General features: G+C 58.0%; 20 protein-coding genes. 6 read left to right on the top strand and 14 right to left on the bottom strand.

The annotated features are described in order from the left end of the window. Window positions 1-39 precede the first annotated feature (39 nt). Entirely contained in the window at window positions 40-993 is a 954-nt protein-coding gene (metR, locus tag GQR96_RS00875) for an HTH-type transcriptional regulator MetR (protein WP_017899391.1), read from the top strand. Here metR and GQR96_RS00870 read toward each other — a convergent pair. The 3 genes from GQR96_RS00870 to pldB form a co-directional block, all read right to left on the bottom strand. Further along, on the bottom strand, window positions 881-1,780 hold the full coding sequence (locus GQR96_RS00870; RefSeq protein ID WP_002883414.1) for a carboxylate/amino acid/amine transporter: 900 nt from the start codon (window positions 1,778-1,780) through the stop codon (window positions 881-883). The genes metR and GQR96_RS00870 overlap by 113 nt on opposite strands. An 88-nt stretch (window positions 1,781-1,868) precedes the next feature. Beyond that, window positions 1,869-2,669 carry a sugar/pyridoxal phosphate phosphatase YigL gene (yigL, locus tag GQR96_RS00865; protein ID WP_004886764.1) on the bottom strand — a complete coding sequence of 267 codons (801 nt, stop codon included), beginning with the start codon at window positions 2,667-2,669 and terminating at the stop codon, window positions 1,869-1,871. A 44-nt stretch (window positions 2,670-2,713) separates the two neighbouring features. After that, complete coding sequence (pldB, locus tag GQR96_RS00860; protein WP_004886768.1) at window positions 2,714-3,706, bottom strand: lysophospholipase L2; 993 nt, start codon at window positions 3,704-3,706, stop codon at window positions 2,714-2,716. Between the two features lie 109 nt (window positions 3,707-3,815). Between pldB and rhtB the strand changes: the two genes are divergently transcribed. Both rhtB and GQR96_RS00850 read left to right on the top strand, forming a co-directional pair. Beyond that, entirely contained in the window at window positions 3,816-4,436 is a 621-nt protein-coding gene (gene rhtB, locus GQR96_RS00855; protein WP_002883411.1) for a homoserine/homoserine lactone efflux protein, read from the top strand. Window positions 4,437-4,598: 162 nt separating this feature from the next. Further along, on the top strand, window positions 4,599-5,531 hold the full coding sequence (locus GQR96_RS00850; RefSeq protein WP_065905177.1) for an Rpn family recombination-promoting nuclease/putative transposase: 933 nt from the start codon (window positions 4,599-4,601) through the stop codon (window positions 5,529-5,531). Window positions 5,532-5,575: 44 nt separating this feature from the next. Here the strand turns inward: GQR96_RS00850 and rhtC are convergent, their stop codons facing one another. From rhtC to pldA, 3 genes are all read right to left on the bottom strand, one after another. Beyond that, window positions 5,576-6,196, bottom strand: a complete 621-nt coding sequence (gene rhtC, locus GQR96_RS00845) for a threonine export protein RhtC (RefSeq protein ID WP_004886772.1) — start codon at window positions 6,194-6,196, stop codon at window positions 5,576-5,578. 61 nt (window positions 6,197-6,257) lie between these two features. Continuing rightward, window positions 6,258-8,084, bottom strand: coding sequence for an ATP-dependent DNA helicase RecQ (gene recQ, locus GQR96_RS00840; protein ID WP_004886773.1), 1,827 nt, complete (start codon window positions 8,082-8,084; stop codon window positions 6,258-6,260). Window positions 8,085-8,151: 67 nt separating this feature from the next. Further along, window positions 8,152-9,012, bottom strand: a complete 861-nt coding sequence (gene pldA / locus GQR96_RS00835; RefSeq protein ID WP_004886777.1) for a phospholipase A — start codon at window positions 9,010-9,012, stop codon at window positions 8,152-8,154. 152 nt (window positions 9,013-9,164) lie between these two features. Between pldA and yigI the strand changes: the two genes are divergently transcribed. After that, window positions 9,165-9,629, top strand: coding sequence for an acyl-CoA thioesterase YigI (gene yigI, locus GQR96_RS00830; protein ID WP_002883404.1), 465 nt, complete (start codon window positions 9,165-9,167; stop codon window positions 9,627-9,629). A 48-nt stretch (window positions 9,630-9,677) separates the two neighbouring features. Then, window positions 9,678-10,571, top strand: coding sequence for an EamA family transporter RarD (gene rarD / locus GQR96_RS00825; RefSeq protein WP_017899396.1), 894 nt, complete (start codon window positions 9,678-9,680; stop codon window positions 10,569-10,571). 87 nt (window positions 10,572-10,658) lie between these two features. Here the strand turns inward: rarD and corA are convergent, their stop codons facing one another. The 7 genes from corA to GQR96_RS00790 form a co-directional block, all read right to left on the bottom strand. Beyond that, the gene (gene corA, locus GQR96_RS00820; protein WP_002883400.1) at window positions 10,659-11,609 is read right to left on the bottom strand and encodes a magnesium/cobalt transporter CorA; all 951 of its coding nucleotides are present in this window, start codon (window positions 11,607-11,609) and stop codon (window positions 10,659-10,661) included. A gap of 355 nt (window positions 11,610-11,964) precedes the next feature. Next, window positions 11,965-14,127, bottom strand: coding sequence for a DNA helicase II (gene uvrD / locus GQR96_RS00815; protein WP_004886784.1), 2,163 nt, complete (start codon window positions 14,125-14,127; stop codon window positions 11,965-11,967). Window positions 14,128-14,190: 63 nt separating this feature from the next. Beyond that, on the bottom strand, window positions 14,191-14,907 hold the full coding sequence (yigB, locus tag GQR96_RS00810; RefSeq protein ID WP_004886786.1) for a 5-amino-6-(5-phospho-D-ribitylamino)uracil phosphatase YigB: 717 nt from the start codon (window positions 14,905-14,907) through the stop codon (window positions 14,191-14,193). Then, entirely contained in the window at window positions 14,907-15,809 is a 903-nt protein-coding gene (xerC, locus tag GQR96_RS00805; RefSeq protein WP_069734377.1) for a tyrosine recombinase XerC, read from the bottom strand. Before xerC ends, yigB begins: the two co-directional genes overlap by 1 nt. Beyond that, window positions 15,806-16,513: a DUF484 domain-containing protein gene (locus GQR96_RS00800; RefSeq protein ID WP_004886790.1), complete on the bottom strand. Its 708-nt coding sequence runs from the start codon at window positions 16,511-16,513 to the stop codon at window positions 15,806-15,808. The genes xerC and GQR96_RS00800 overlap by 4 nt, the downstream gene beginning before the upstream one ends. Next, window positions 16,510-17,334: a diaminopimelate epimerase gene (gene dapF, locus GQR96_RS00795; protein ID WP_002883394.1), complete on the bottom strand. Its 825-nt coding sequence runs from the start codon at window positions 17,332-17,334 to the stop codon at window positions 16,510-16,512. Before dapF ends, GQR96_RS00800 begins: the two co-directional genes overlap by 4 nt. A 35-nt stretch (window positions 17,335-17,369) precedes the next feature. Further along, entirely contained in the window at window positions 17,370-17,573 is a 204-nt protein-coding gene (locus GQR96_RS00790; protein WP_004886794.1) for an LPS translocon maturation chaperone LptM, read from the bottom strand. A gap of 146 nt (window positions 17,574-17,719) precedes the next feature. Here GQR96_RS00790 and cyaY point away from each other — a divergent pair, with 146 nt between their 5' ends. Continuing rightward, the gene (cyaY, locus tag GQR96_RS00785) at window positions 17,720-18,040 is read left to right on the top strand and encodes an iron donor protein CyaY (protein WP_004886799.1); all 321 of its coding nucleotides are present in this window, start codon (window positions 17,720-17,722) and stop codon (window positions 18,038-18,040) included. A gap of 48 nt (window positions 18,041-18,088) precedes the next feature. On the opposite strand, the gene cyaA is transcribed toward cyaY, so the two are convergent. Beyond that, entirely contained in the window at window positions 18,089-20,641 is a 2,553-nt protein-coding gene (gene cyaA, locus GQR96_RS00780; protein ID WP_002883383.1) for a class I adenylate cyclase, read from the bottom strand. Between the last annotated feature and the right edge of the window lie 164 nt (window positions 20,642-20,805).

Raw genomic sequence — 20,805 nt, 5'->3', positions numbered from 1 at the left:
CTCAAGCGCAAATTGCTCATGGCGAAGTGAAGGACTTTCATGATCGAAATTAAACATCTGAAAACGCTGCAAGCGTTGCGGAATAGCGGTTCACTGGCGGGCGCAGCGGCTGCCCTGCACCAGACCCAGTCCGCCTTGTCTCACCAGTTCAGCGATCTGGAACAGCGTCTTGGCTTTCGTCTCTTTGTGCGTAAGAGCCAGCCGCTGCGTTTTACCCCTCAGGGGGAGATCCTCTTACAGCTGGCCAACCAGGTGCTGCCGCAGATCGCCCGCGCCCTGCAGGACTGTAACGAACCGCAGCAGACCCGGCTGCGGCTGGCTATCGAATGCCATAGCTGTATTCAGTGGCTGACGCCGGCGCTGGAGAATTTCCGCGCCCGCTGGCCACACGTGGAAGTCGACTTCCATTCCGGCGTCACCTTCGACCCGCAGCCTGCGCTGCAGCAGGGCGAACTGGATCTGGTGATGACCTCCGATATCCTGCCGCGCAGCGGTCTGCATTACTCGCCAATGTTTGATTATGAGGTGCGCCTGGTGCTGGCGCCTGAGCACCCGTTAGCCATGAAGACGCTGATTACGCCGGAGGATCTGGCCGCGGAAACGCTGCTGATTTATCCCGTACAGCGCGGACGCCTCGACATCTGGCGCCATTTCCTGCAGCCGGCCGGTATCAGCCCCCAGCTAAAAAGCGTCGATAACACGCTGTTGCTGATCCAGATGGTGGCAGCCCGGATGGGCATCGCCGCGCTGCCGCACTGGGTGGTGGAAAGTTTTGAACGCCAGGGTCTGGTGGTGACCAAAACCCTGGGAGAGGGATTATGGAGCCGGCTGTACGCGGCCGTTCGCGATGGCGAGCAGCGTCAACCGGTCACCGAAGCGTTTATTCGCTCTGCGCGGAACCACGCCTGCGATCATCTGCCGTTTGTCCGGAGTGCGGAGCGACCCAGCGTCGATGGACCCACAGCGAGGCCAGGATCACCAACGCTCCGCTAATAAAGCTCGGCCAGTGCGGCTGCTCCTGCCAGATGGCAAGGTTAACCAGCAGCCCGGCGGGGACATGGACGTTATTCATGATCCCCAGCGTGCCGGCATCCACCTGGGTGGCGCCATAGTTCCACATAAAGTAGCCCAGCCCGGAAGCCACCACGCCGAGCCACACCAGCACGCTCCACTGCAGCGTGGTGGTCGGCAGCTTCTGGGCGTTGCCGAGCATAAACCACGCCGCCACCGCCACGATAAAGGCCCCGACATAGAACCAGGCAAAGGCATTGTGCTGCGGCATCGGACGCACCTCCATCAGGCGCTTGTAACCCACCATCCCGATGGCGAAGCAGAGGTTTGACAACTGCACCAGTAACAGCCCGGTCCAGAAATGATCGCTGACTTTGTCGTAACGGATAATCGCCGCCCCCAACACCGCCAGCGCGGCGCTCAGCAGATAGCCCCAGCGCAGTTTCCGTCCGCTGAGCAGATCGTAGATCAGCGTGATATACAACGGGGTAAACACGGTAAACAGCAGGAATTCCGAGACCGTCAGATAGAGATAAGCGCGGAAGGCCAGCAGATACATGATGCCAAGCTGCATCGCGCCCACCAGCATATAGAGCACGATCGTGCGCGGAGACTGGCCTCGCGTGCGCAGGAAAGGCAGGAACACCAGCGCCGCCAGGCCCACGCGCATCAGTACCGAAAAATAGCTGTCGACGCTACCGGCCAGGTACTCGCCAATCAGGCTAAAAGAAAAGGCCCACAGGATAGTGGTGATAATTAACAGCGCCACAATGGTCGTCTCGTTGGATAAAGAACAGGCATTGTAGCGAAGAGTCAGGTTGACGACTGGGCAATTATTCGCCAGTCGTCAATCTTTGTCAGTCGAGGTACAGCTTACGCAGGTAGTGCGGGACCGCATCGTCGGCGTTGCTACCGATCACTTCCAGTTCCGGATGCAGATCCTTCAGCCGCTGGTGGGCGTTGGCCATAATGCAGCCTTTGCCGGCCATCGACAGCATCTCGGCGTCGTTCATGCCGTCGCCGAAAGCGATGCAATCTGACAGACTGTAGCTGAGCATTTTCGCCACTGCCTCCAGCGCATGCCCCTTCGATACCCCGCCCGCCATCACCTCCAGGCAGGTTAAGGTGGAGAAGCTGACGTTCACGCGATCGCCCCAGCGGGCGTTCATCGCCTGCTCAAGCGGTAGCAAATGTTCGTGATCCTCACAGGTAAAGAACACCTTGCTGATCCCCTGCGGATCCAGTTCGCCCGGCTCATACAGCTTGTAGTTAAACACCGCCTCTTTGAAAAAGCGCATCTCTTCCGGGCGATGGCGGTTCATATACCACTCATCTTCCCGATAGACGTTAGTGACGATTTTCGGGTCGTTACGCACGATCTCAAACAGGTCGGCGGCAATATCACGGTCGAGGTTATGGGCGAAGATTTGCTGACCATCGCTATCGTGAACGCGGGCGCCGTTAGAGGTGATCATGTACGACCGGATGCCGAGGTTATCGCGGATCTGCCCGACGTCGATGTAGTGTCGGCCGGTGGCGAAGACGAAATTGATCCCACGGGCGGTAAGCAGCTTCAGCGTCTCTTTGGCATAGGGGGTCAGGAAATGATCGGGGGAAAGCAGCGTGCCGTCTAAATCAGACGCAACAACCTGGTACATAAAAAAGTTAACCTCTAAGCAGGGCGACGAGCGTTATCGTCGGATTAAGTATGTCGATTGAAAAACTCGACGATGGCATTGAGCGCGACTGAGCGCATAGCGTCCTTTTCAAAAAGGATCTCATGGTATGCCCCTTCAATGACGAGCGGCTTTCCGCCCTCACAGGGATGGCCGGCGGCGGCCCGTAATTCACAATAGCGGTCGTGCATCAGATTATCGACCACCCGCTCCTCCTCCGCCTGCAGCAGCAGCGTCGGGGCGGTATCTTTTTCCACATTCGCCAGCACTTCGTCACCGGCCAGCATGCCTTCGCGCACCCAGTGCCAGGTCGGGCCGCCGACCTGCAGTCGCGGCTCGTCGGCATAGAAACGCAGGTTACGACGATAGCGTTGTCGACTGTGCGTCAGCACGTTAACGGCAAAAGGCAGCGCCCGCCAGCGTCCGGTGCCGATGGCATACTCTTCGCGAATGCGCTGATGGCCCTCAGCCCAGTCGAGAATATGGCGCACCATCCAGTCCGGCAGCCGAATGATAATCCCGAACATCGGCGCGCAGAGCGCAATCGCATCGCAATGCGCCTGGTAGCGTTGCAGAAAGAGCGTGGCAATCGCCCCGCCCATAGAGTGAGCGAGGATAAACCGTTTTCGCCAGTGGCCGGGGACCACCTGCTGCTGCCAGAGCGCAGCCAGGTCATCAACATAATCGCTGAAGTTCACCACGTGCCCGCGGTGAGTATCAGAGAGCAGACGACCCGAGCGACCCTGACCGCGATGGTCGATGATCATCACGTCAAAGCCGCTGTGAAAGAGATCGTAGGCCACTTCAGCATACTTCACGTAGCTTTCAATGCGCCCAGGGCAAATCAGCACCAGTCGATCGTGATTTTGCGCGCAAAAGCGAACAAAGCGTACCGGTACATCGTCGACGCCTTTAAATTCAGCCTCTTCGCGCTGTCGCCAGAAATCCGTCAGCGGCCCCATGCTAAAGGCCGCAAACGCGTTTTCTCGTGTTTCCCAGTCCTTTTTCTGCCCAAACATCGGGTTTACACCCCTGTTAACCGCTGAAAATCGTTTTTTTGCCGTGTATCACACAATGCTGACACAATAGCGTATTGTGGCATAAAAACAGACAATCAGGGAGTTTCTCATGACCATTGAGTGGTGGTTCGCCTACCTGCTGACATCAATCATTCTCAGCCTGTCCCCGGGTTCCGGAGCGATTAATACCATGACCACTTCCATTAACCACGGCTACCGCGGCGCGGCGGCGTCAATTGCCGGTTTGCAGACCGGGCTGGCCATTCATATCGTGCTGGTCGGCGTCGGTCTCGGCACCCTGTTCTCCCGCTCGGTGCTGGCCTTTGAGGTGCTGAAATGGGCCGGCGCAGCCTATCTTATCTGGCTGGGTATCCAGCAATGGCGCGCGGCAGGGGCCATCGACCTGAATACGCTGGCGAAGGCGCAGACGCGCGGCAAACTGTTCCAGCGCGCGGTGTTCGTGAATCTCACCAATCCCAAAAGCATCGTTTTTCTGGCCGCCCTGTTTCCGCAGTTTATCCTGCCCCACCAGCCCCAGGTGATGCAGTATCTCGTTCTGGGCGTGACCACTATCGTCGTCGATATCATTGTGATGATTGGCTATGCGACCCTGGCGCAGCGCATTTCAGCCTGGATTAAAGGGCCAAAGCAGATGAAGGCGCTGAACAAAGTCTTTGGTTCACTGTTTATGCTGGTTGGGGCGCTCCTCGCCTCCGCCCGTCACGCCTGAATGATGAAATCTCGCTCGCAAAGAGAGGTTCGCCTGGCGGGCGAAGCTATCTCTCTGCGCGAGCCGGCGCGCAAAGCGGGAAATTAATTTTTTTGCCCGCTGTCGACGCTGAGCCCACCGTGCCAGGATGCCGCCAGATAGGTGATTCACGGATGAACGGCGATGGCAGCAACGGCGACCCCTCATGATGCGGTATTTAAAACTTTTCTCTCACGGATAGAGACGGCGCGCGATTTCATCGAGATCCACCTGCCTCCGGCGTTAACAGCGATCTGCAAACTGGATACCCTACGTCTGGAATCCGGCAGCTTTCTTGAAGACGACCTCAGGCCCTACTACAGCGATATTCTCTACTCGCTGGAAACCACCCGCGGTAAGGGGTATGTCCATGTTCTGATCGAGCACCAGAGCGCCCCCGATAAACTGATGGCCTTTCGCTTAATGCGCTATGCCGTCGCCGCCATGCAGCGCCATCTGGAGAACGGCCATAAAACGCTGCCTCTGGTTATCCCGGTCCTCTTCTATCAGGGACGACGCAGCCCCTATCCCTGGTCTATGAGCTGGCTGGATAATTTCGCCGATCCCGAGACCGCCCGCCAGCTCTATAGCGGAGCGTTTCCGCTGGTCGATATCACGGTGATCCCCGACGACGACATTATGCAGCACCGCAGCATAGCGGCCCTGACGCTGGTGCAAAAACACATCCGTCAGCGCGATATGGCGCAATTGCTGGATAAGTTGACCCAACTCTTAATGCTGGAGCAGATGAGCGGACAACAAATCACCGTATTGGTAAACTATATGGCTCAGGCAGGGGATGCCGAGGATACTCGGACACTCTTATACGGGCTGGCACAGCGCGTGCCGCAGCATGGAGGATTACTGATGACGCTGGCGGAAACATGGCTCGCAGAAGGTATGGAAAAAGGCATCAGGAAAGGCGTACAGCAAGGTATAAAGGAAGGCATAAAGGAAGGCAAACATCAGGCCCTGCTGCAGGTTGCCGAAGCGATGCGCAAACGCGGTATTGATGACGAAGCGATTATGGAAATGACCGGTCTGTCTGAAGACGAGCTGCAGCGGCTTCGCCACTGACACTTTCTCCACCCGGATATAGCCGGGTGGAGCATCACGCCAGGTTAACGCGAGATAATCAGGTGGATGCCGAAGCCCGCAAACAGCGTGCCGGCGATACCGTCGATCCACTTCGCCATCCGCTGATAGCCGCGGCGCATCCCCGGCAGGGCGAACAGGCTGGCAACCACCATAAACCAGGCCAGCGTCTCCATGATAATCAGCAGAAAAATACCCCAGCGCGCGCCGGCGCCAACGCTGTCACCGACGAACAGCGAGAACACCGAGCCGAAATAGATAATCGCTTTCGGGTTCGCCAGATTGGTCAGCAATCCCTTCAGGAAGCTGCGTCCGCTGCGGGCCAGCTCAACCTGCGGCTCTGGCGGGGATACCGCCTCTTTTTTCAACGCGCCGCGCAGCATCTGGTAGCCCATCCAGCACAGGTACAAGCCCCCGCCGACCATAATGATGTTGTGCAGCCACGCCATTCTGGCGAGGATCAGGTTCAGGCCGAGCAGCGCTACCCCCGCCCAGATCATTACGCCGCAGGTGATCCCCAGCACTCCCATCATCGCCTCTCTGCGCGAGCGGCTGATGGCCGTTTGTGAGACAAAGAAAAAATCCGGCCCCGGACTCATCAGCGCAATGATATGCACCAGCGCCACGGTAAGGAAAAGCATCAGCATAGTTAACTCGCAGGAAAATAATGAAGAGGATAACTATTCTGGCACTTTTATAGCCAGCTGACTACTCGTCGTCGCCATCGACATGCGACCGGATCAGCGCCATAAACGGCTTGCCGAAACGCTCGAGTTTACGTGTCCCCACGCCGTTGACGCTGAGCATTTCGCCGGCGGTTAGCGGCGACTGCTCCGCCATCTCAATAAGCGTCGCATCGTTAAAGACCACGTACGGGGGAATGTTTTCTTCATCGGCAATCGCTTTACGTAATTTGCGCAGCTTGGCAAACAGCTTACGATCGTAATTACCGCCGAAGGATTTCTGCATCGCCTTCGGCTTCAGCGCCACGATACGCGGTACGGCAAGCTGCAGCGGGACGTCGCCGCGCAGCACCGGGCGTGCGGCTTCGGTCAGCTGCAGCGCGGAGTGCTGGGCGATATTCTGCGTCACCAGCCCAAGGTGGATCAGTTGGCGGATCACGCTCACCCAGTGCTCGTGACTCTGTTCCCGGCCGATGCCGTATACCGGGAGCTTATCGTGGCCCATCTCACGGATACGCTGATTGTTAGCGCCTCGCAGGACTTCCACCACATAACCCATCCCGAAGCGCTGGTTGACCCGATAAATAGTGGAGAGCGCCTTACGGGCGTCCATTAAGCCATCGTACTGCTTCGGCGGATCAAGACAGATATCGCAATTGCCGCACGGCTCCTGGCGTCCTTCGCCAAAGTAGTTCAGCAGCACCAGACGACGACAGGTCTGGGCTTCAGCAAACGCCCCCATCGCGTTCAGCTTATGCCGTTCGATATCCTGCAGCGGCCCGGCGGGCTTCTCTTCCAGACAGCGGCGCAGCCACGCCATGTCCGCCGGATCGTAAAACAGCATCGCTTCCGCCGGCAGGCCGTCACGCCCGGCGCGGCCGGTCTCCTGATAGTAGGATTCAATATTGCGCGGGATATCAAAATGCACCACAAAGCGGACGTTCGGCTTGTTGATGCCCATCCCAAAGGCCACTGTCGCCACCACAATCTGCAGATCGTCGCGCTGGAATTTCTCCTGCACGTCGGCGCGCACGTCGTTTTCCAGGCCGGCATGGTAAGCCGCCGCGCTGATGCCGCGGCTCTGCAGACGCGCGGCGGTATCTTCCACTTTCGAACGGCTGTTGCAGTAGATAATGCCCGATTTGCCGCGCTGATCCTGGACGTAGCGCATCAGCTGGTCGAGCGGCTTGAATTTCTCCATCAGCATATAGCGGATGTTCGGCCGGTCGAAGCTGCTGACCTGTATGAGCGGATCGTTAAGTCCCAGCAGACGGACGATATCGCGGCGGGTGGTGTCATCGGCGGTGGCGGTCAACGCCATAAACGGGATCTGCGGCATCCGCTGACGAAGCTGGCCCAGCGCGGCATATTCCGGGCGGAAGTCATGGCCCCACTGGGAGATGCAGTGCGCTTCGTCCACCGCCAGCATCGCCAGATTCCAGTTCGCCAGATGCTCAAGGAAGTTGTCGAGCATCAACCGTTCCGGAGCGATATACAGCAGACGAACCTGCCCGCTGCGGCAGCCGGCCATCACGTCCTGCTGCTGTTCGCGGCTCTGGGTCGAGTTCAGACAGGCCGCCGCCACGCCGTTGGCCAGCAGCTGATCGACCTGATCTTTCATCAGCGAGATCAGCGGCGAGACCACTACCGTCAGGCCGCCCATGACCAGCGCCGGTACCTGATAACACAGTGACTTGCCGCCACCGGTCGGCATGACCACCAGGCAGTCACGGCCCTCGAGCACCGTCTCGATAATCGTCTCCTGGCCAGGGCGGAACTGCTGGTAGCCGAAGGTCTCTTGTAAAACCTGCTTAGCCAGCGATTCCTGATTTAATACTTCCGCCTGTGCCACGTTGACCCCATTTGCCTGAAAAGAAAACAGGCGCTATTTTCAGCGCCTGCGAGCCAGAGTGCAACGATTAAAACAGATCGTTGAGCATTAGCCCGACGCCGACGCGCGTTTGATTAAAGTTATAGTCGATAAGCGATTCGCCGTAGCCGCTGTAGATCTGGGTGTAAGCGCGAACATGTTTGGTGATGGGATAGCTCACCCCCAACTCCGCCCCGCCGTAGCCAGTGTTCCAGTTATATTGCCCCTGCGCGCTGAGGATCGCCTCGCCCAGCTGGTAACCCACCTTCAGGCGGTAATAGCCCATATATTTGGTGATATCCGGGTTATCATCGGTGCTGCCCACCACATACCAGGGTTTCACTTCCACCAGCCAGTTGCCATTTTGCGCCATCAGGCGGGCATAGAGCCGGTTCCAGCTGCGCGAGGTGGGATCGGAGCGGCCATTCGAGTCGTGGTTATATCCCATTTCGATATCGCGCAACGTCCAGCCGGCAAACTGATAGTCGGTGGCAAAGCCAAGGAACAGCTGAGGTTCATAGTTGGTTTCGCGAAACGGCGCCGACTCTTTGCTGTTGGAGAGCTGCCACCAGGACTTCTGGGTATAGGACGCGCCGAGCAGCGAATTATCCCCCAGGATGCCGCGCCACAGCGGGAAGGCGAGGCTCAGTTGAAACTTCACTTCATCTTTACGGGCATTTTCGGCCCAGTCATAGCTGCGAATCGCCTCTTTATTGAGATCGCTGGTCCACGTGTAGAGCAAATAGTTGCTTTCATAAGGGTAGAGCAGAAAAGGATTATCATGATCCTGTAGCAGGTTGGCGATAATACTGCCGCGCACTGCTGGTTTGTCGTGTACCGACGCATCCTGCGCCATAACACCAGCCGGTAGCGCGCACAGCGCCGCCAGGCAGGCCAAAGAGATACGCATGCTGGTCTCCTGATAAATAGTTTTTATTTTTGTTTAACCTGAAGACATTCTACCTGTTTATTAATCCCCTGCCCCCAAATCCACTCCGAAAGTGGAAATCAATATTTTAGAAGCATAAAATCAACATTTTATTAACGAATGGAACCGGTGTTATGTCTGAACTTACTGCCGAAGCAGCTCTGAAACTGGTGGGGGAGATTTTCGTCTATCACATGCCGTTTAACCGCGCCCTCGGCCTCGAACTGGAGCGCTATGAAAAAGCGTTTGCCCAGCTCAGCTTTAATAATCAGCCGATGATGGTCGGCAACTGGGCGCAAAGCATTCTGCATGGCGGTGTAATCGCCTCCGCGCTGGACGTCGCCGCAGGTCTGGTCTGCGTTGGCAGCACCCTTACCCGCCATGACACCATCAATGAAGAAGAGCTGCGCCAGCGGCTTTCCCGCATGGGAACCATCGACCTGCGCGTGGACTACCTGCGTCCGGGTCGCGGCGAACGTTTTACCGCGACCAGCACCCTGCTGCGCGCCGGCAATAAAGTGGCGGTAGCCCGTGTGGAACTGCATAACGAAGCTCAGGTATATATTGCCAGCGCAACAGCGACCTATATGGTGGGTTGATTGCCCAAAATCGAGTAACATCACTCTCTTTGGCAATGGATTTTACCGATGGATGCGAAACAGACGCGGTTGGGGATTATTCTGGCCCTCGCCGCCTACTTTATCTGGGGTATCGCGCCGGCGTACTTCAAACTTATCTACTATGTTCCCGCCGATGAAATTCTGACCCATCGCGTGATCTGGTCTTTCTTCTTCATGGTGGCGCTCATCAGCGTTAGCCGTCAGTGGCCGCAGGTGAAAAAGCTGCTGAAGACGCCGCGCAAGATCTTCCTGCTGGCACTCTCTGCGGTGCTGGTCGGTGGCAACTGGCTGCTGTTCATCTGGGCGGTGAATAACCACCATATGCTGGAAGCCAGCCTCGGCTACTTTATCAACCCGCTGGTGAATATTCTGTTAGGGATGATTTTCCTTGGCGAACGTTTCCGTCGCCTGCAGTGGCTGGCGATGATCCTCGCCTTTTGCGGCGTGCTGGTGCAGCTCTGGACCTTTGGTTCGCTACCGATAATCGGCCTTGGTTTGGCCTTCAGCTTTGCCTTTTATGGTCTGGTGCGGAAGAAAATCGCTGTCGATGCGCAGACCGGCATGCTGGTGGAAACGCTGTGGCTGTTGCCGGTGGCGGCGATTTGGCTGTTCGGCATCACCGACAGCCCCACCAGCCATATGGGGCAGAACCCCTGGTCGCTCAATCTGCTGCTGATGGCGGCGGGCGTGGTGACCACCATCCCTCTGCTGTGCTTCACCGGGGCGGCAACGCGTCTGCGGCTCTCCACGCTGGGCTTTTTCCAGTACATCGGCCCGACGCTGATGTTCCTGCTGGCGGTGACGTTCTACGGCGAAGTGCCGGGCAAGGATAAAATGGTCACCTTTGGCTTTATCTGGGTGGCGCTGGCGATATTCGTGATGGATGCGGTGTATACGCAAAGGCGGGGGCGTCGGAGCTAGGACATTGCCGGATGGCGGCTCCGCCCTATCCGGCTTACAAAAGTACAGCACTCAGGCCGGATAGGCGCAGCGCATCCGGCACAACAACTACAGCCAGTTTTTACGCTTGAAGTAGAGATACGGCGCCAGGCCAGCCAGCATCATAAAGACGATCGCCCCCGGGTAGCCGAAGCTCCAGTGCAGCTCAGGCATAAATTCAAAGTTCATCCCGTAGCTGGAGGCCACCAGAGTTGGCGGCAGGAACACCACCGACACCACCGAGAAGATCTTGATGATGCGGTTCTGCTCGATGTTGATAAAGCCCATCGCCGCCTGCATCAGGAAGTTCACCTTCTGGAACAGCGATTCGTTGTGCGGCAGCAGGGATTCGATATCGCGCAGGATCTCCCGCGCCTGCTCCAGCTGGCCCGCCGGCAGGCGCGCTTTGCGCACGAGAAAGTTCAGCGCGCGCTGGGTATCCATCAAACACAGGCGGACCTTCCAGCCGATATCTTCCAGCTCCGCCAACGTCGACAGCGCTTCGTCGTACTCATCGCCCTGGTGCCCTTCCATAATCACGCGGCTCAGCTTTTCCAGGTCGCTGTAGATGTTTTCTATCTCATCCGCCAGCTGTTCGATTTTGGTCTCGAACAGATCTAACAGCAGCTCGTAGGCGTTGCCGTCCACCAGGGTCTGGTTACGCACGCGCATGCGGTAGAGGCGAAAAGCGGGCAGTTCACGCTCACGCAGCGTAAACAGGCGCCCTTCGCGGATGGTAAACGCCACGGTAGAGTTACCCGCGTGATCGTCGGCATCTTCGAAAAAGAAGAAGGAGTGGATATGTAATCCGTCTTCATCTTCAAAGAAACGCGCGGAGGCTTCGATATCTTCCAGCTCCGGGCGCGTCGCCAGGTTCTGACCCAGTTCCGTCTGCACGCGGCTTCGCTCATCGTCGTCAGGCTCGACCAGATCGACCCACACCGAGCTGGCGAGGTGCTTGATCTCATCGGCTTCCAGGCGCGTTAAACGATTGTTTTCCAGTTGAAATGCGCTCAGCATGACCGGGACTCCCAATGCAAAAAAATTATCGGACAGTTCGGTGGGCACACAGAAACAAATTGGGTTTCAGACCATTAAGCCTGACTCAGCGCGACGGGAATGGGGCAGGTCGCTGACAACCGCTAAGGCTATCAGCATAAGAGGATAGCCTTAGGAGTTGTTCCTGAATGACAGGAAGTTGAGCCAGCATCTACTGGGTGTGTCCAAGGCGAATGTCCTCTTAGCGTAATCGTGCGCGCATGTTACGCCAGCGCAAAATCGGCGTCAACACGCAACGGAACGCGAAAGCGCAAATCAGGCGCCTTAACGTATAAAGGTAGCAGAATATTACAAAATAATGATATTTTTCTTAAAGTTACACTTCCTCGAGCCGGGCGTAAGCCGCGACCAGCCATTTGATCCCCTGCCCCTGAAAAGCCACCTGCAGCCGGCTGTGCTCGCCGCTGCCTTCGAGGTTGACGATGGTGCCTTCGCCAAACTTCGGATGCCGTACGCGCTGGCCTAATTTGTAGCCGGTATCGCTCTCGGCAATCGGCGCGCCCAGTCGCTGATGGTTTACCGGGCGGCTCACCGTAGCCCGCAGACGCACTTCTTCTACGCACTCCTGCGGCAGTTCTCCAATAAAGCGCGACGGCCGATGGTAAACCTCTTTGCCGTACAGACGTCGGGTTTCCGCGTAGGTCAGCGTCAGCTTCTGCATGGCGCGGGTCACGCCGACGTAGGCCAGACGACGCTCTTCTTCCAGGCGGCCGCCTTCATCAAGGGCCATCTGGCTCGGGAACATCCCCTCCTCGACGCCGACGATGAACACCTGCGGGAACTCCAGCCCTTTCGCCGAGTGCAGGGTCATTAGCTGAACCGCGTCCTGCCAGGTATCCGCCTGTCCCTCGCCCGCTTCCAGCGCGGCGTGGGAGAGGAACGCCTGCAGCGGCATCAGATCTTCATCTTCTTCGTTGTAGCTAAACTGGCGCGTCGCCGTCACCAGCTCCTCTAAGTTTTCAATACGGGTCTGACCCTTCTCGCCTTTCTCCTGCTCGTACATCGCGCGCAGCCCGGAGTCTTTAATCACCCGATCGGTCTGGACGTGCAGCGGCATATCGGTGGTCTCCTGCGCCAGCGCGTCAATCAGCTCCATAAAGCGCTGCAGGGCGCTGGCGGCGCGACCGGCCAGCGCTTTATCTTTCAGCAGCTCACGGCTGGCCTGCCACAGCGTCAGCTGACGATCGCGTGACGTCTGGCGCACCACGTCCAGCGTGCGGTCGCCGATGCCGCGGGTCGGCGTATTGACTACGCGCTCAAACGCCGCATCGTCGTTACGGTTGGCGATCAGACGCAGGTACGAGAGCGCGTCTTTGATTTCCTGGCGTTCGAAGAAGCGCATGCCGCCATAGATGCGGTACGGCATACTGGCCTGCAGAAGCGCCTCTTCCAGCACGCGCGACTGGGCGTTGCTGCGATAGAGGATGGCGCACTGCTCCAGCGCCCCGCCGTTCTCCTGCCAGGTTTTTATCCGGTTCACTACGAAGCGTGCTTCGTCGAGATCGTTGAAAGCGCAGTACAGCGAGATCGGCTCGCCGTCGGCGCCGTCGGTCCATAGCTTCTTGCCCAGGCGACCGTTGTTGTTTTCAATCAGGGCGTTGGCGGCGCTGAGGATGTTGCTGGTCGAGCGATAGTTCTGCTCAAGGCGGATGGTTTCCGCACCGGGAAAATCGTTAAGGAAACGCTGAATGTTCTCGACCTGCGCGCCGCGCCAGCCGTAAATCGACTGATCGTCATCGCCGACGATCATCACCTTGCCGGTATCGCCCGCCAACAGGCGGATCCACGCGTACTGAATGTTGTTGGTATCCTGGAATTCGTCGACGAGGATATTGGTGAACCGCTCACGGTAGTGCTGGAGGATATGCGGCTTATTCAGCCACAGCTCGTGGGCGCGCAGCAGCAGTTCGGCGAAGTCCACCAGCCCGGCACGATCGCAGGCTTCCTGATAGGCCTGATAGACCTTCTGCCAGGTCTGCTCGACCGGGTTGCCGTAGCTCTGAATATGATGCGGGCGCAGCCCTTCATCTTTCTGGCTGTTGATGTACCACATCGCCTGACGCGGCGGCCACTGCTTCTCATCGAGGTTCATCGCCTTAATCAGACGCTTCAGCAGGCGCAGCTGGTCTTCGCTATCAAGGATTTGGAAATCCTGCGGCAGGTTGGCGTCCAGATGGTGCGCGCGCAGCAGGCGGTGGGCCAGGCCGTGGAAGGTGCCCACCCACATGCCGCCCTGGGTGGTGCCCATCAGCTGGCCGATACGGTGGCGCATCTCTGCCGCCGCTTTGTTGGTAAAGGTCACCGCCATAATAGAATACGGCGAGCAGTTCTCCACGCTCAGCAGCCAGGCGATACGGTGCACCAGAACGCGCGTCTTACCACTGCCCGCCCCTGCCAGAACCAGCATGTTGGTGCGCGAGGCCGCTACGGCTTCACGCTGTTTGTCATTAAGGCTGTCGAGCAGGTAAGAAACGTCCATTGGCACCGCCGGAAGAGAAGGGGTTCCACGAACCCCTGTTAATATATACAGAGTAACTGGTGATTATATCAGCGAGGTCAGAGATGCCAACCGTGAAATTTCAATATGCGGCAGCAGGCGGCTGTCCGCGGTGTGCATCAGGTCCGCGCCTTGCGGTTTGATCCAGCAGGCCTGCATGCCACAGCGCAGCGATCCGGCGACGTCAGTGGTCAGGTCATCGCCGACGTGCAGAATATGCCCGAGCGGTAAGTTCAGGCGCTCCGCCGCCAGATGGTACATGTCGGCAAACGGCTTGGAGCGGCCATCCGGCCCGGCGCGCAGCACAAAGCGGAAATAGTCGCTCAGGCCGAACAACTCTGGTCGGGCGTTGCCGTTGGTAATCGCCACCAGCGGCCACTTCTCCGCCAGCTTCGCCAGCGTATCGTGGGTCTCCTGCGGGACATCGACGCGGCTGCGCCACTGGGCGAAGTGTTCCATCGCCGCATCGGCCCCCGCTTTCGCCTCGTCGGCGGAGAGTCCGGCGTTACGCATGCCTAACTCCAGCGCACGGTGGCGCCAGACGGTCACGTCGTGATAGATCTCAGGCTCGGATGCCAACAGCGTCTGGCGCAGCTGATTAAGCTCATGGGCGTCGAACTGGCTGAGCGACGGATGGTAGCTGCGTACAAAAGCCAGCGACTCGTGCATCGTCCGGTCAATGACCGGGCGGTTATCATAAAGGGTATCGTCCAGGTCAAACGTCAGCGCGGAAATCTGGCCCAGAGGTCGGTAAAAACGCATTATTTCCCCCGTTTTGCGCGCGGATGCGCGGCATCGTACACCGAGGCAAGGTGTTGAAAGTCGAGATGGGTATAGATTTGGGTGGTGGAGAGGTTAGCATGACCCAACAGCTCCTGCACACCGCGCAGATCGCCGCTGGACTCCAGCATATGGGTGGCAAAGGAGTGGCGAAGCTTGTGCGGATTCACATGGCTGTTCAGCCCCTGCTTAATGCCCCACTCGGCGAACCGCTTCTGTACGTTGCGCGCCGAAATGCGCTTGCCCAGTTTCGACAAAAACAGCGCGTCGTCGTCAGTACCGAACAGGCCGCGTAAATCCAGCCAGTGCTCAATCCACATCACGGCGTTGCGACCGATCGGCAAGCGGCGCTCTTTGCTGCCTTTGCCCATCACCCAGACCTCGCCGCTTTCGAGATCGAGATGTTTGATATCAAGGTTGACCAGCTCGGACAAACGCAGCCCCGCGCCGTACATCACCTCCAGCATCGCCCGGTCGCGCACCGCCAGCGGATCGTTGAGATCAATATCCAGCAGCCGATTGACGTCATCGACATCGATATTTTTTGGCAGGTGACGGGGAATTTTCGGCGCGGCAATCCCTTTCGCCGGATTGGCGCTGAGCTCGCCCTGGCCGACCAGCCAGTCAAAGAAACTGCGCAGCGCCGACAGGCGAAGCGCCAGGCTTGCCGGGCCTAATCCCGCGCGGCGACTGCGCACCGCAAAACTTCGCACCTGAGCGGCATCGCACTGCGACCAGCTTTTCAGACCCGCCTCATCCGCCAGGGCAATCAGCGCGTCCAGCTGTCGCTGGTAATTCAGTAACGTGATCGGGCTGAGCTGGCGTTCAACGCCAAGGTGGCGCAGAAAGCGGGCGACGGCGGAGAAGAGAGGAGAATCGGTCATGCGCGTTCAATCCAGCGCTCCAGCAGGCCGGGCAGCATCTGGGCGATCTCCTGCAGCAGTTGCGTCCCCTGTCCTGGCTGATAATGCTGCGCATCGCGGCTGCTAAAGAGCATCACGCCAGGGGCATTATCGCCGCCCAGCAGCGACATCGCCACTGACCCAATGGCTTTCGCCTCCGGCAATACCACCAGCAGCTCCGGACCGTTCAGCGGCCCAAGGTAGTGGCGCGCCTGGCCCAGACGCTGAATACGGATCGGCTCAAACGCCTGCCGGCTTAACGCCAGGTGGGTAAACTTCGAAGGCGCGCCCAGGCGCCAGCTGTCAGGGAACAGGCGCACCGTGGCGCCCGCCAGCCCCAGCTCGCGCGCCCAGCGGTGAAGGCGGTTAAGCATATCGTCGAGGCTCTCCGCCGCCGCCAGCCGCGTTTGCAGCTGCAGCAGGCGCTGGAACAGGCTTTCATTGGCTACCGCCTGCTCCATCAGCAGCGACATATTCTCTTCCAGCACATGGATATGGTTACGCGCCCGCATCATGTGCCACTCCACCAGCGAAATCGTACCGCGCACCGGATGCGGGACGCGGAGATGTTCGACTTGGGCGGCATTACGAATAAAAAATTCAGGATTTTGCAACAGATAGTCCACCACTGCACGATCGTTCAATGCGCTGGCGACCTCCTGCTGTTCTTCCCCGATTGGTTTCATAAATGAATAAATCCATCATAGACATGGGCCGCCGGGCCGGTCATAAACAGCGGCTGGCCCGGGCCTTTCCAGGCGATATCAAGACGACCGCCGGGTAATTCCACACGTACCGTTTCAGCGAGCAACCCCTGCTGGATCCCCACCGCCACCGCGGCGCAAGCGCCGCTGCCACAGGCCTGGGTTTCCCCCGCGCCGCGTTCGTAGACGCGCAGACGAATATGGGACCGGCCGACCACCTGCATAAAACCGATATTCGCGCGCTCCGGAAAACGCTCATGGCTTTCCATCACCGGGCCGAGGGTTTCCACCGCCGCCGTATCCACATCATCCACCTGGATAACGCAGTGCGGGTTCCCCATGGACACCACGCCGCACAATACTGTCTGCTCGGCGGCACGCATGATATAGGTCTTTTCCGCTTTGTTGGCGCGGAACGGCACCTGGGAGGGCTCGAAGTTGGGCTCGCCCATATTCACCCGCACCAGATCGTCTTCCGTTACGCTTAATACCATACGGCCGTTGGCCGTACTCACGCGGATATCACGTTTATTGGTCAGGCCTTTCAGCCGGACGAAGCGCGCGAAACAGCGCGCGCCGTTGCCGCACTGCGACACTTCGCTACCGTCGGCATTAAAGATCCGGTAATGGAAATCCAGATCCGGATCGTAGGGCGGCTCCACCACCAACAGCTGATCGAACCCGACGCCAAGGTGGCGATCCGCCAGGCGGCGAATCAGCTCCGGCGAGAAAAAAACATTCTGCGTTACCGCGTCAACGACCATAAAATCGTTGCCAAGGCCATGCATTTTAGAGAACTGCATCATCTACTCCAGTTGCGCGGAACAGAACGTTATCGTTAGTAATTGACCTGGCTCGGACCACCGGTATCGCCACGATCGTTACGATCCGGCGTTGAGCTCTGAATGCCCGGGTTAACCGGTTTGGTCGGCGGCGGCGCAGTTTTATCAGCCGGCGGGAAATAGAGAGGCCCTTTCAGACCGCAGCCGGTCAGGCTGAAGATCGCAAACAAAACGGCAAGCGTAGGAAAAACGTTTTTCATTGATAGTTGCCCGTGATTCATTCTTTCTGCTTTCTATCATCGCAGGAGAAGACGTAAAAGCAAGCCTTTAGCATCCGACTGCGCGCGCTTTTGTTTCGCGCTATACTGCGACCCATCTTCAAAAATCAAAAAAGCAGAATAAAATTATGAACGACAGTGAATTCCATCGCCTGGCCGATAGCCTGTGGATGACCATCGAAGAACGCCTGGATGACTGGGACGGCGATAGCGACATCGACTGCGAAATCAACGGCGGCGTGCTGACCATTAGCTTTGAAAACGGTAGCAAAATCATTATTAACCGTCAGGAGCCGCTGCACCAGGTGTGGCTGGCCACCAAACAGGGCGGCTACCATTTCGATCTCAAAGGCGACGAGTGGATCTGCGATCGCAGCGGTGAAACCTTCTGGGATCTGCTGGAGCAGGCGGCGAGCCAGCAGGCCGGTGAGACGGTGAGATTCCGTTAATGACATGTTCCCCGGATGACGGCGCATTGCGCCTTTTCCGGGCCAAATCTACGAGTAGCGCTGCTGCAGCACCGGCGAGGCGGTAACGTCCTGGCTGGTGGGGATCGCGGCGGCAATCGCCTGGGTGCGGAAAGGGATCACCTGGGTGCGCCCGTCCACCTCGACAATCTGATAGAACTGCGGCAGGTTGAAGTTGATAAAACTGGAGCCGTAGGTAAAACGATCGTGCGATGACGAATAGAAGCGGCTGACATCGCGCACCAGCTCCTCTTTGCTGCCCTCGCAGTGGTGATAGACCTCAGCGCGGTTGCTCTCATCGAGAATATAGATGTTAAAGCCGCTGTCGTTGTTATCCGCGTCTTCAAAGAAGAACTGGATAATCCCTTCGCTGGCGAATCCGTCCACTACCGCCGGCAGCTTAACGTGATTGGTTTCAACCTGCACCGACAGGCCATGGAGCTTGTTGTGCGAGATAGCGCCGTAGAACTCAATGGCGTTTTCCAGCTTCTGCACCGAAACGTTAAGACGCTCGAAGAACAGTCCCCAGGTCTGGCCGGAGACGCGCAGCGCTTTAAAGCGCCCGGTATCCTGACGGGTACTGGAGAGACGCAGTTCGATGCACTCGGAGATCATCTGCTGTACGCGGGTGCGGATCAGGCCGCGCAGATGCTGGCTATAGCAGAAGACCTCCACGCTGTCCGGCGGCGCGGCATCCTGATGCATTTTACCAAGGATCGTTTTCAGCGCTTCAATCATCGCCTGCTCGCCGTTGAAATGCAGCGTACGCACTTCATTCCACGAGTTGCGATACAGCAGGTCGACGCTGCCGATCAGGCATTTTTGCTCTTCGCCGAAGCTGAAGACATCGAGCTTGCGGAAATCGAAGTGCACCACCTGATTGCGGAAGGCCGCCGTCGGGTCATATTCGAGGTTAACGATAATCGCCAGGTGGCGAATTTCGCACGGGCTGTATAGCGCTTTTGGCGTGGGCGCCGGCAGGCGCAGCGGGAAGTGGTGCGACACATCGGCCACCATCTCCTGCAGCTTCGCCAGATCGACGATGCCGTTGCCCTTAATAAACAGGCGGGTGCGTGAGGTCAGCAGGCCGTTAAACCAGGCCCAGGCCACCAGCTTATTAAGATAACGGTTATATTCCAGCGGCTGATGGCTGATGATCGATTCCATATCCGGCGCGCGGTTATACAGATACCAACCGGTACGGTTGGCGCGACCCGGCGGCACGTGAATAAAGGTCAGATTCGGTTCCGACAGATCCGGCGAAATTTGCGGGTTCACCAGCGTCACTTTGCCCGGCAGCGCTTCAAAGGCCGCATACAGCTTACGCGTCAGCACGCCGATATCCTGCGGACTGGCGGAGACGCTGAGGTTATTGCGCCGTGCGAAACGGATCAGATTACGATAGCTCTGCATCATCGCATCGAGCAGTTCGTTGTGCGCCTTGCGCACTTCATCAATTTTCCAGTTCGCCCGGTTGTCGAGCATCATCAGACGCTTTTCATCCCAGCCCCACGCGTTGACCAGCTGGCTGACGACTTCGCGACGCCAGCCGACGCAGGCGCGCTCGCGGCTGAGTTTTTCGCACACTTTCAGGTAGAAGCAGCGGCGCACCAGGTCGAGACGAGTTTCATCTTCAATGGCCTGCAGGTAGGTGGTCACGCGCTCCAGCATCATGCAGTAGGGGTCGAGTCCGAAGGAGACGATCTCGCCGTCGTGCAGGCGCTGTTTGATATCTTTCGCCAGCAGGCGGTTGTTGGGGTATTCCCAGGAGTAGGCTTCCAGCAGCAGCGTTTTCAGCACCGCTTTATAGGGCGAGTCGATACTCTTATACAGCTGCCACAGGCTGGCGCCGAAGTACTCTTCCGCCGACAGTGAACTGAGGCCGCCGAGATCGAGCCACTCGTTTGGCGTCAGCACGCCCTGGGCATACAGCCCCATGACGTAATCGTCGTAATGCTCTTCTTCATCGCACGGCACCATATTCCACAGAATACGCTTGCCGGCGAGACGCACCGCGGTGCGGTAGAACTCATCGAGCAGTAAAATATGCTGGGTCGAACCGCAGTCTTCGCCGCCGAGGCTGCCGCTTTCGTTATGGCGGAAGCGGTTTTCGTCGATCAGGAAGAAGCTGACTTCCACGCCGAGCGAGGCCGCCCAGCTCTCAAGCAGGCTGCATTTTCGCTGCAGCAGCTGGCGCTCTTCGCTATCCAGCCAGGCCTGGTGACATACCCAGATATCAAGATCGGAAGAACAGCTCTGGCCGACGGAGGAGGTACTACCCATCGAGTAGACGCCGGTGATCGGCAGCTCGCCTTTTGGCGGCTCCTGGGTCTGCATGCCGCGATGCAGTTCCAGTTCTTCAAGATAGTGGCGTTGGGTTTCATCAGGCGTGTAGAGGCAAATGCCACGGGGAACGTTACCGTCAAGGTAACCCGGCATCAGCGGGTGATGATAATGTAATAACGTTGGCAGTAGACTGTAAACCTGCTGGAAAGCGGGTCCCATGGCAGCAAGCGCGCGATCCACGCGCAATTGGTTGATGGCATCCAGTCTCTGTTTCAGTGTCTCAATATAGAGGTACAAGACATATCGCCTGATGTTCAAAAACCCGAGGTACAATAGTACGGAGGATTTCAGTATTTCAACAAAAACCGTCACCATTCGTCGTCGGTGTGGTTGTGATGAGCAGCGGACGGACAAATGGTTTAAAACGTGATCAATTTAACACCTTGCTCATTGACCGTAAA

This window comes from Klebsiella sp. PCX (assembly GCF_021869705.1).
Taxonomy (GTDB): domain Bacteria; phylum Pseudomonadota; class Gammaproteobacteria; order Enterobacterales; family Enterobacteriaceae; genus Klebsiella; species Klebsiella quasipneumoniae.
The sequence above is the reverse complement of the archived record's forward strand: the minus strand, read 5'-3'. Positions and strand labels throughout refer to the sequence as shown.

What these genes read in the sequence shown, in the direction of transcription:
- metR (WP_017899391.1), top strand. Translation starts at nt 40, where the DNA reads ATGATCGAAATTAAACATCTGAAAACGCTGCAAGCGTTGCGGAATAGC.
- yigL (WP_004886764.1), bottom strand. Translation starts at nt 2,669, where the DNA reads ATGTACCAGGTTGTTGCGTCTGATTTAGACGGCACGCTGCTTTCCCCC.
- pldB (WP_004886768.1), bottom strand. Translation starts at nt 3,706, where the DNA reads ATGTTTGGGCAGAAAAAGGACTGGGAAACACGAGAAAACGCGTTTGCG.
- rhtB (WP_002883411.1), top strand. Translation starts at nt 3,816, where the DNA reads ATGACCATTGAGTGGTGGTTCGCCTACCTGCTGACATCAATCATTCTC.
- GQR96_RS00850 (WP_065905177.1), top strand. Translation starts at nt 4,599, where the DNA reads ATGGCAGCAACGGCGACCCCTCATGATGCGGTATTTAAAACTTTTCTC.
- rhtC (WP_004886772.1), bottom strand. Translation starts at nt 6,196, where the DNA reads ATGCTGATGCTTTTCCTTACCGTGGCGCTGGTGCATATCATTGCGCTG.
- pldA (WP_004886777.1), bottom strand. Translation starts at nt 9,012, where the DNA reads ATGCGTATCTCTTTGGCCTGCCTGGCGGCGCTGTGCGCGCTACCGGCT.
- yigI (WP_002883404.1), top strand. Translation starts at nt 9,165, where the DNA reads ATGTCTGAACTTACTGCCGAAGCAGCTCTGAAACTGGTGGGGGAGATT.
- rarD (WP_017899396.1), top strand. Translation starts at nt 9,678, where the DNA reads ATGGATGCGAAACAGACGCGGTTGGGGATTATTCTGGCCCTCGCCGCC.
- corA (WP_002883400.1), bottom strand. Translation starts at nt 11,609, where the DNA reads ATGCTGAGCGCATTTCAACTGGAAAACAATCGTTTAACGCGCCTGGAA.
- uvrD (WP_004886784.1), bottom strand. Translation starts at nt 14,127, where the DNA reads ATGGACGTTTCTTACCTGCTCGACAGCCTTAATGACAAACAGCGTGAA.
- yigB (WP_004886786.1), bottom strand. Translation starts at nt 14,907, where the DNA reads ATGCGTTTTTACCGACCTCTGGGCCAGATTTCCGCGCTGACGTTTGAC.
- xerC (WP_069734377.1), bottom strand. Translation starts at nt 15,809, where the DNA reads ATGACCGATTCTCCTCTCTTCTCCGCCGTCGCCCGCTTTCTGCGCCAC.
- GQR96_RS00800 (WP_004886790.1), bottom strand. Translation starts at nt 16,513, where the DNA reads ATGAAACCAATCGGGGAAGAACAGCAGGAGGTCGCCAGCGCATTGAAC.
- dapF (WP_002883394.1), bottom strand. Translation starts at nt 17,334, where the DNA reads ATGCAGTTCTCTAAAATGCATGGCCTTGGCAACGATTTTATGGTCGTT.
- GQR96_RS00790 (WP_004886794.1), bottom strand. Translation starts at nt 17,573, where the DNA reads ATGAAAAACGTTTTTCCTACGCTTGCCGTTTTGTTTGCGATCTTCAGC.
- cyaY (WP_004886799.1), top strand. Translation starts at nt 17,720, where the DNA reads ATGAACGACAGTGAATTCCATCGCCTGGCCGATAGCCTGTGGATGACC.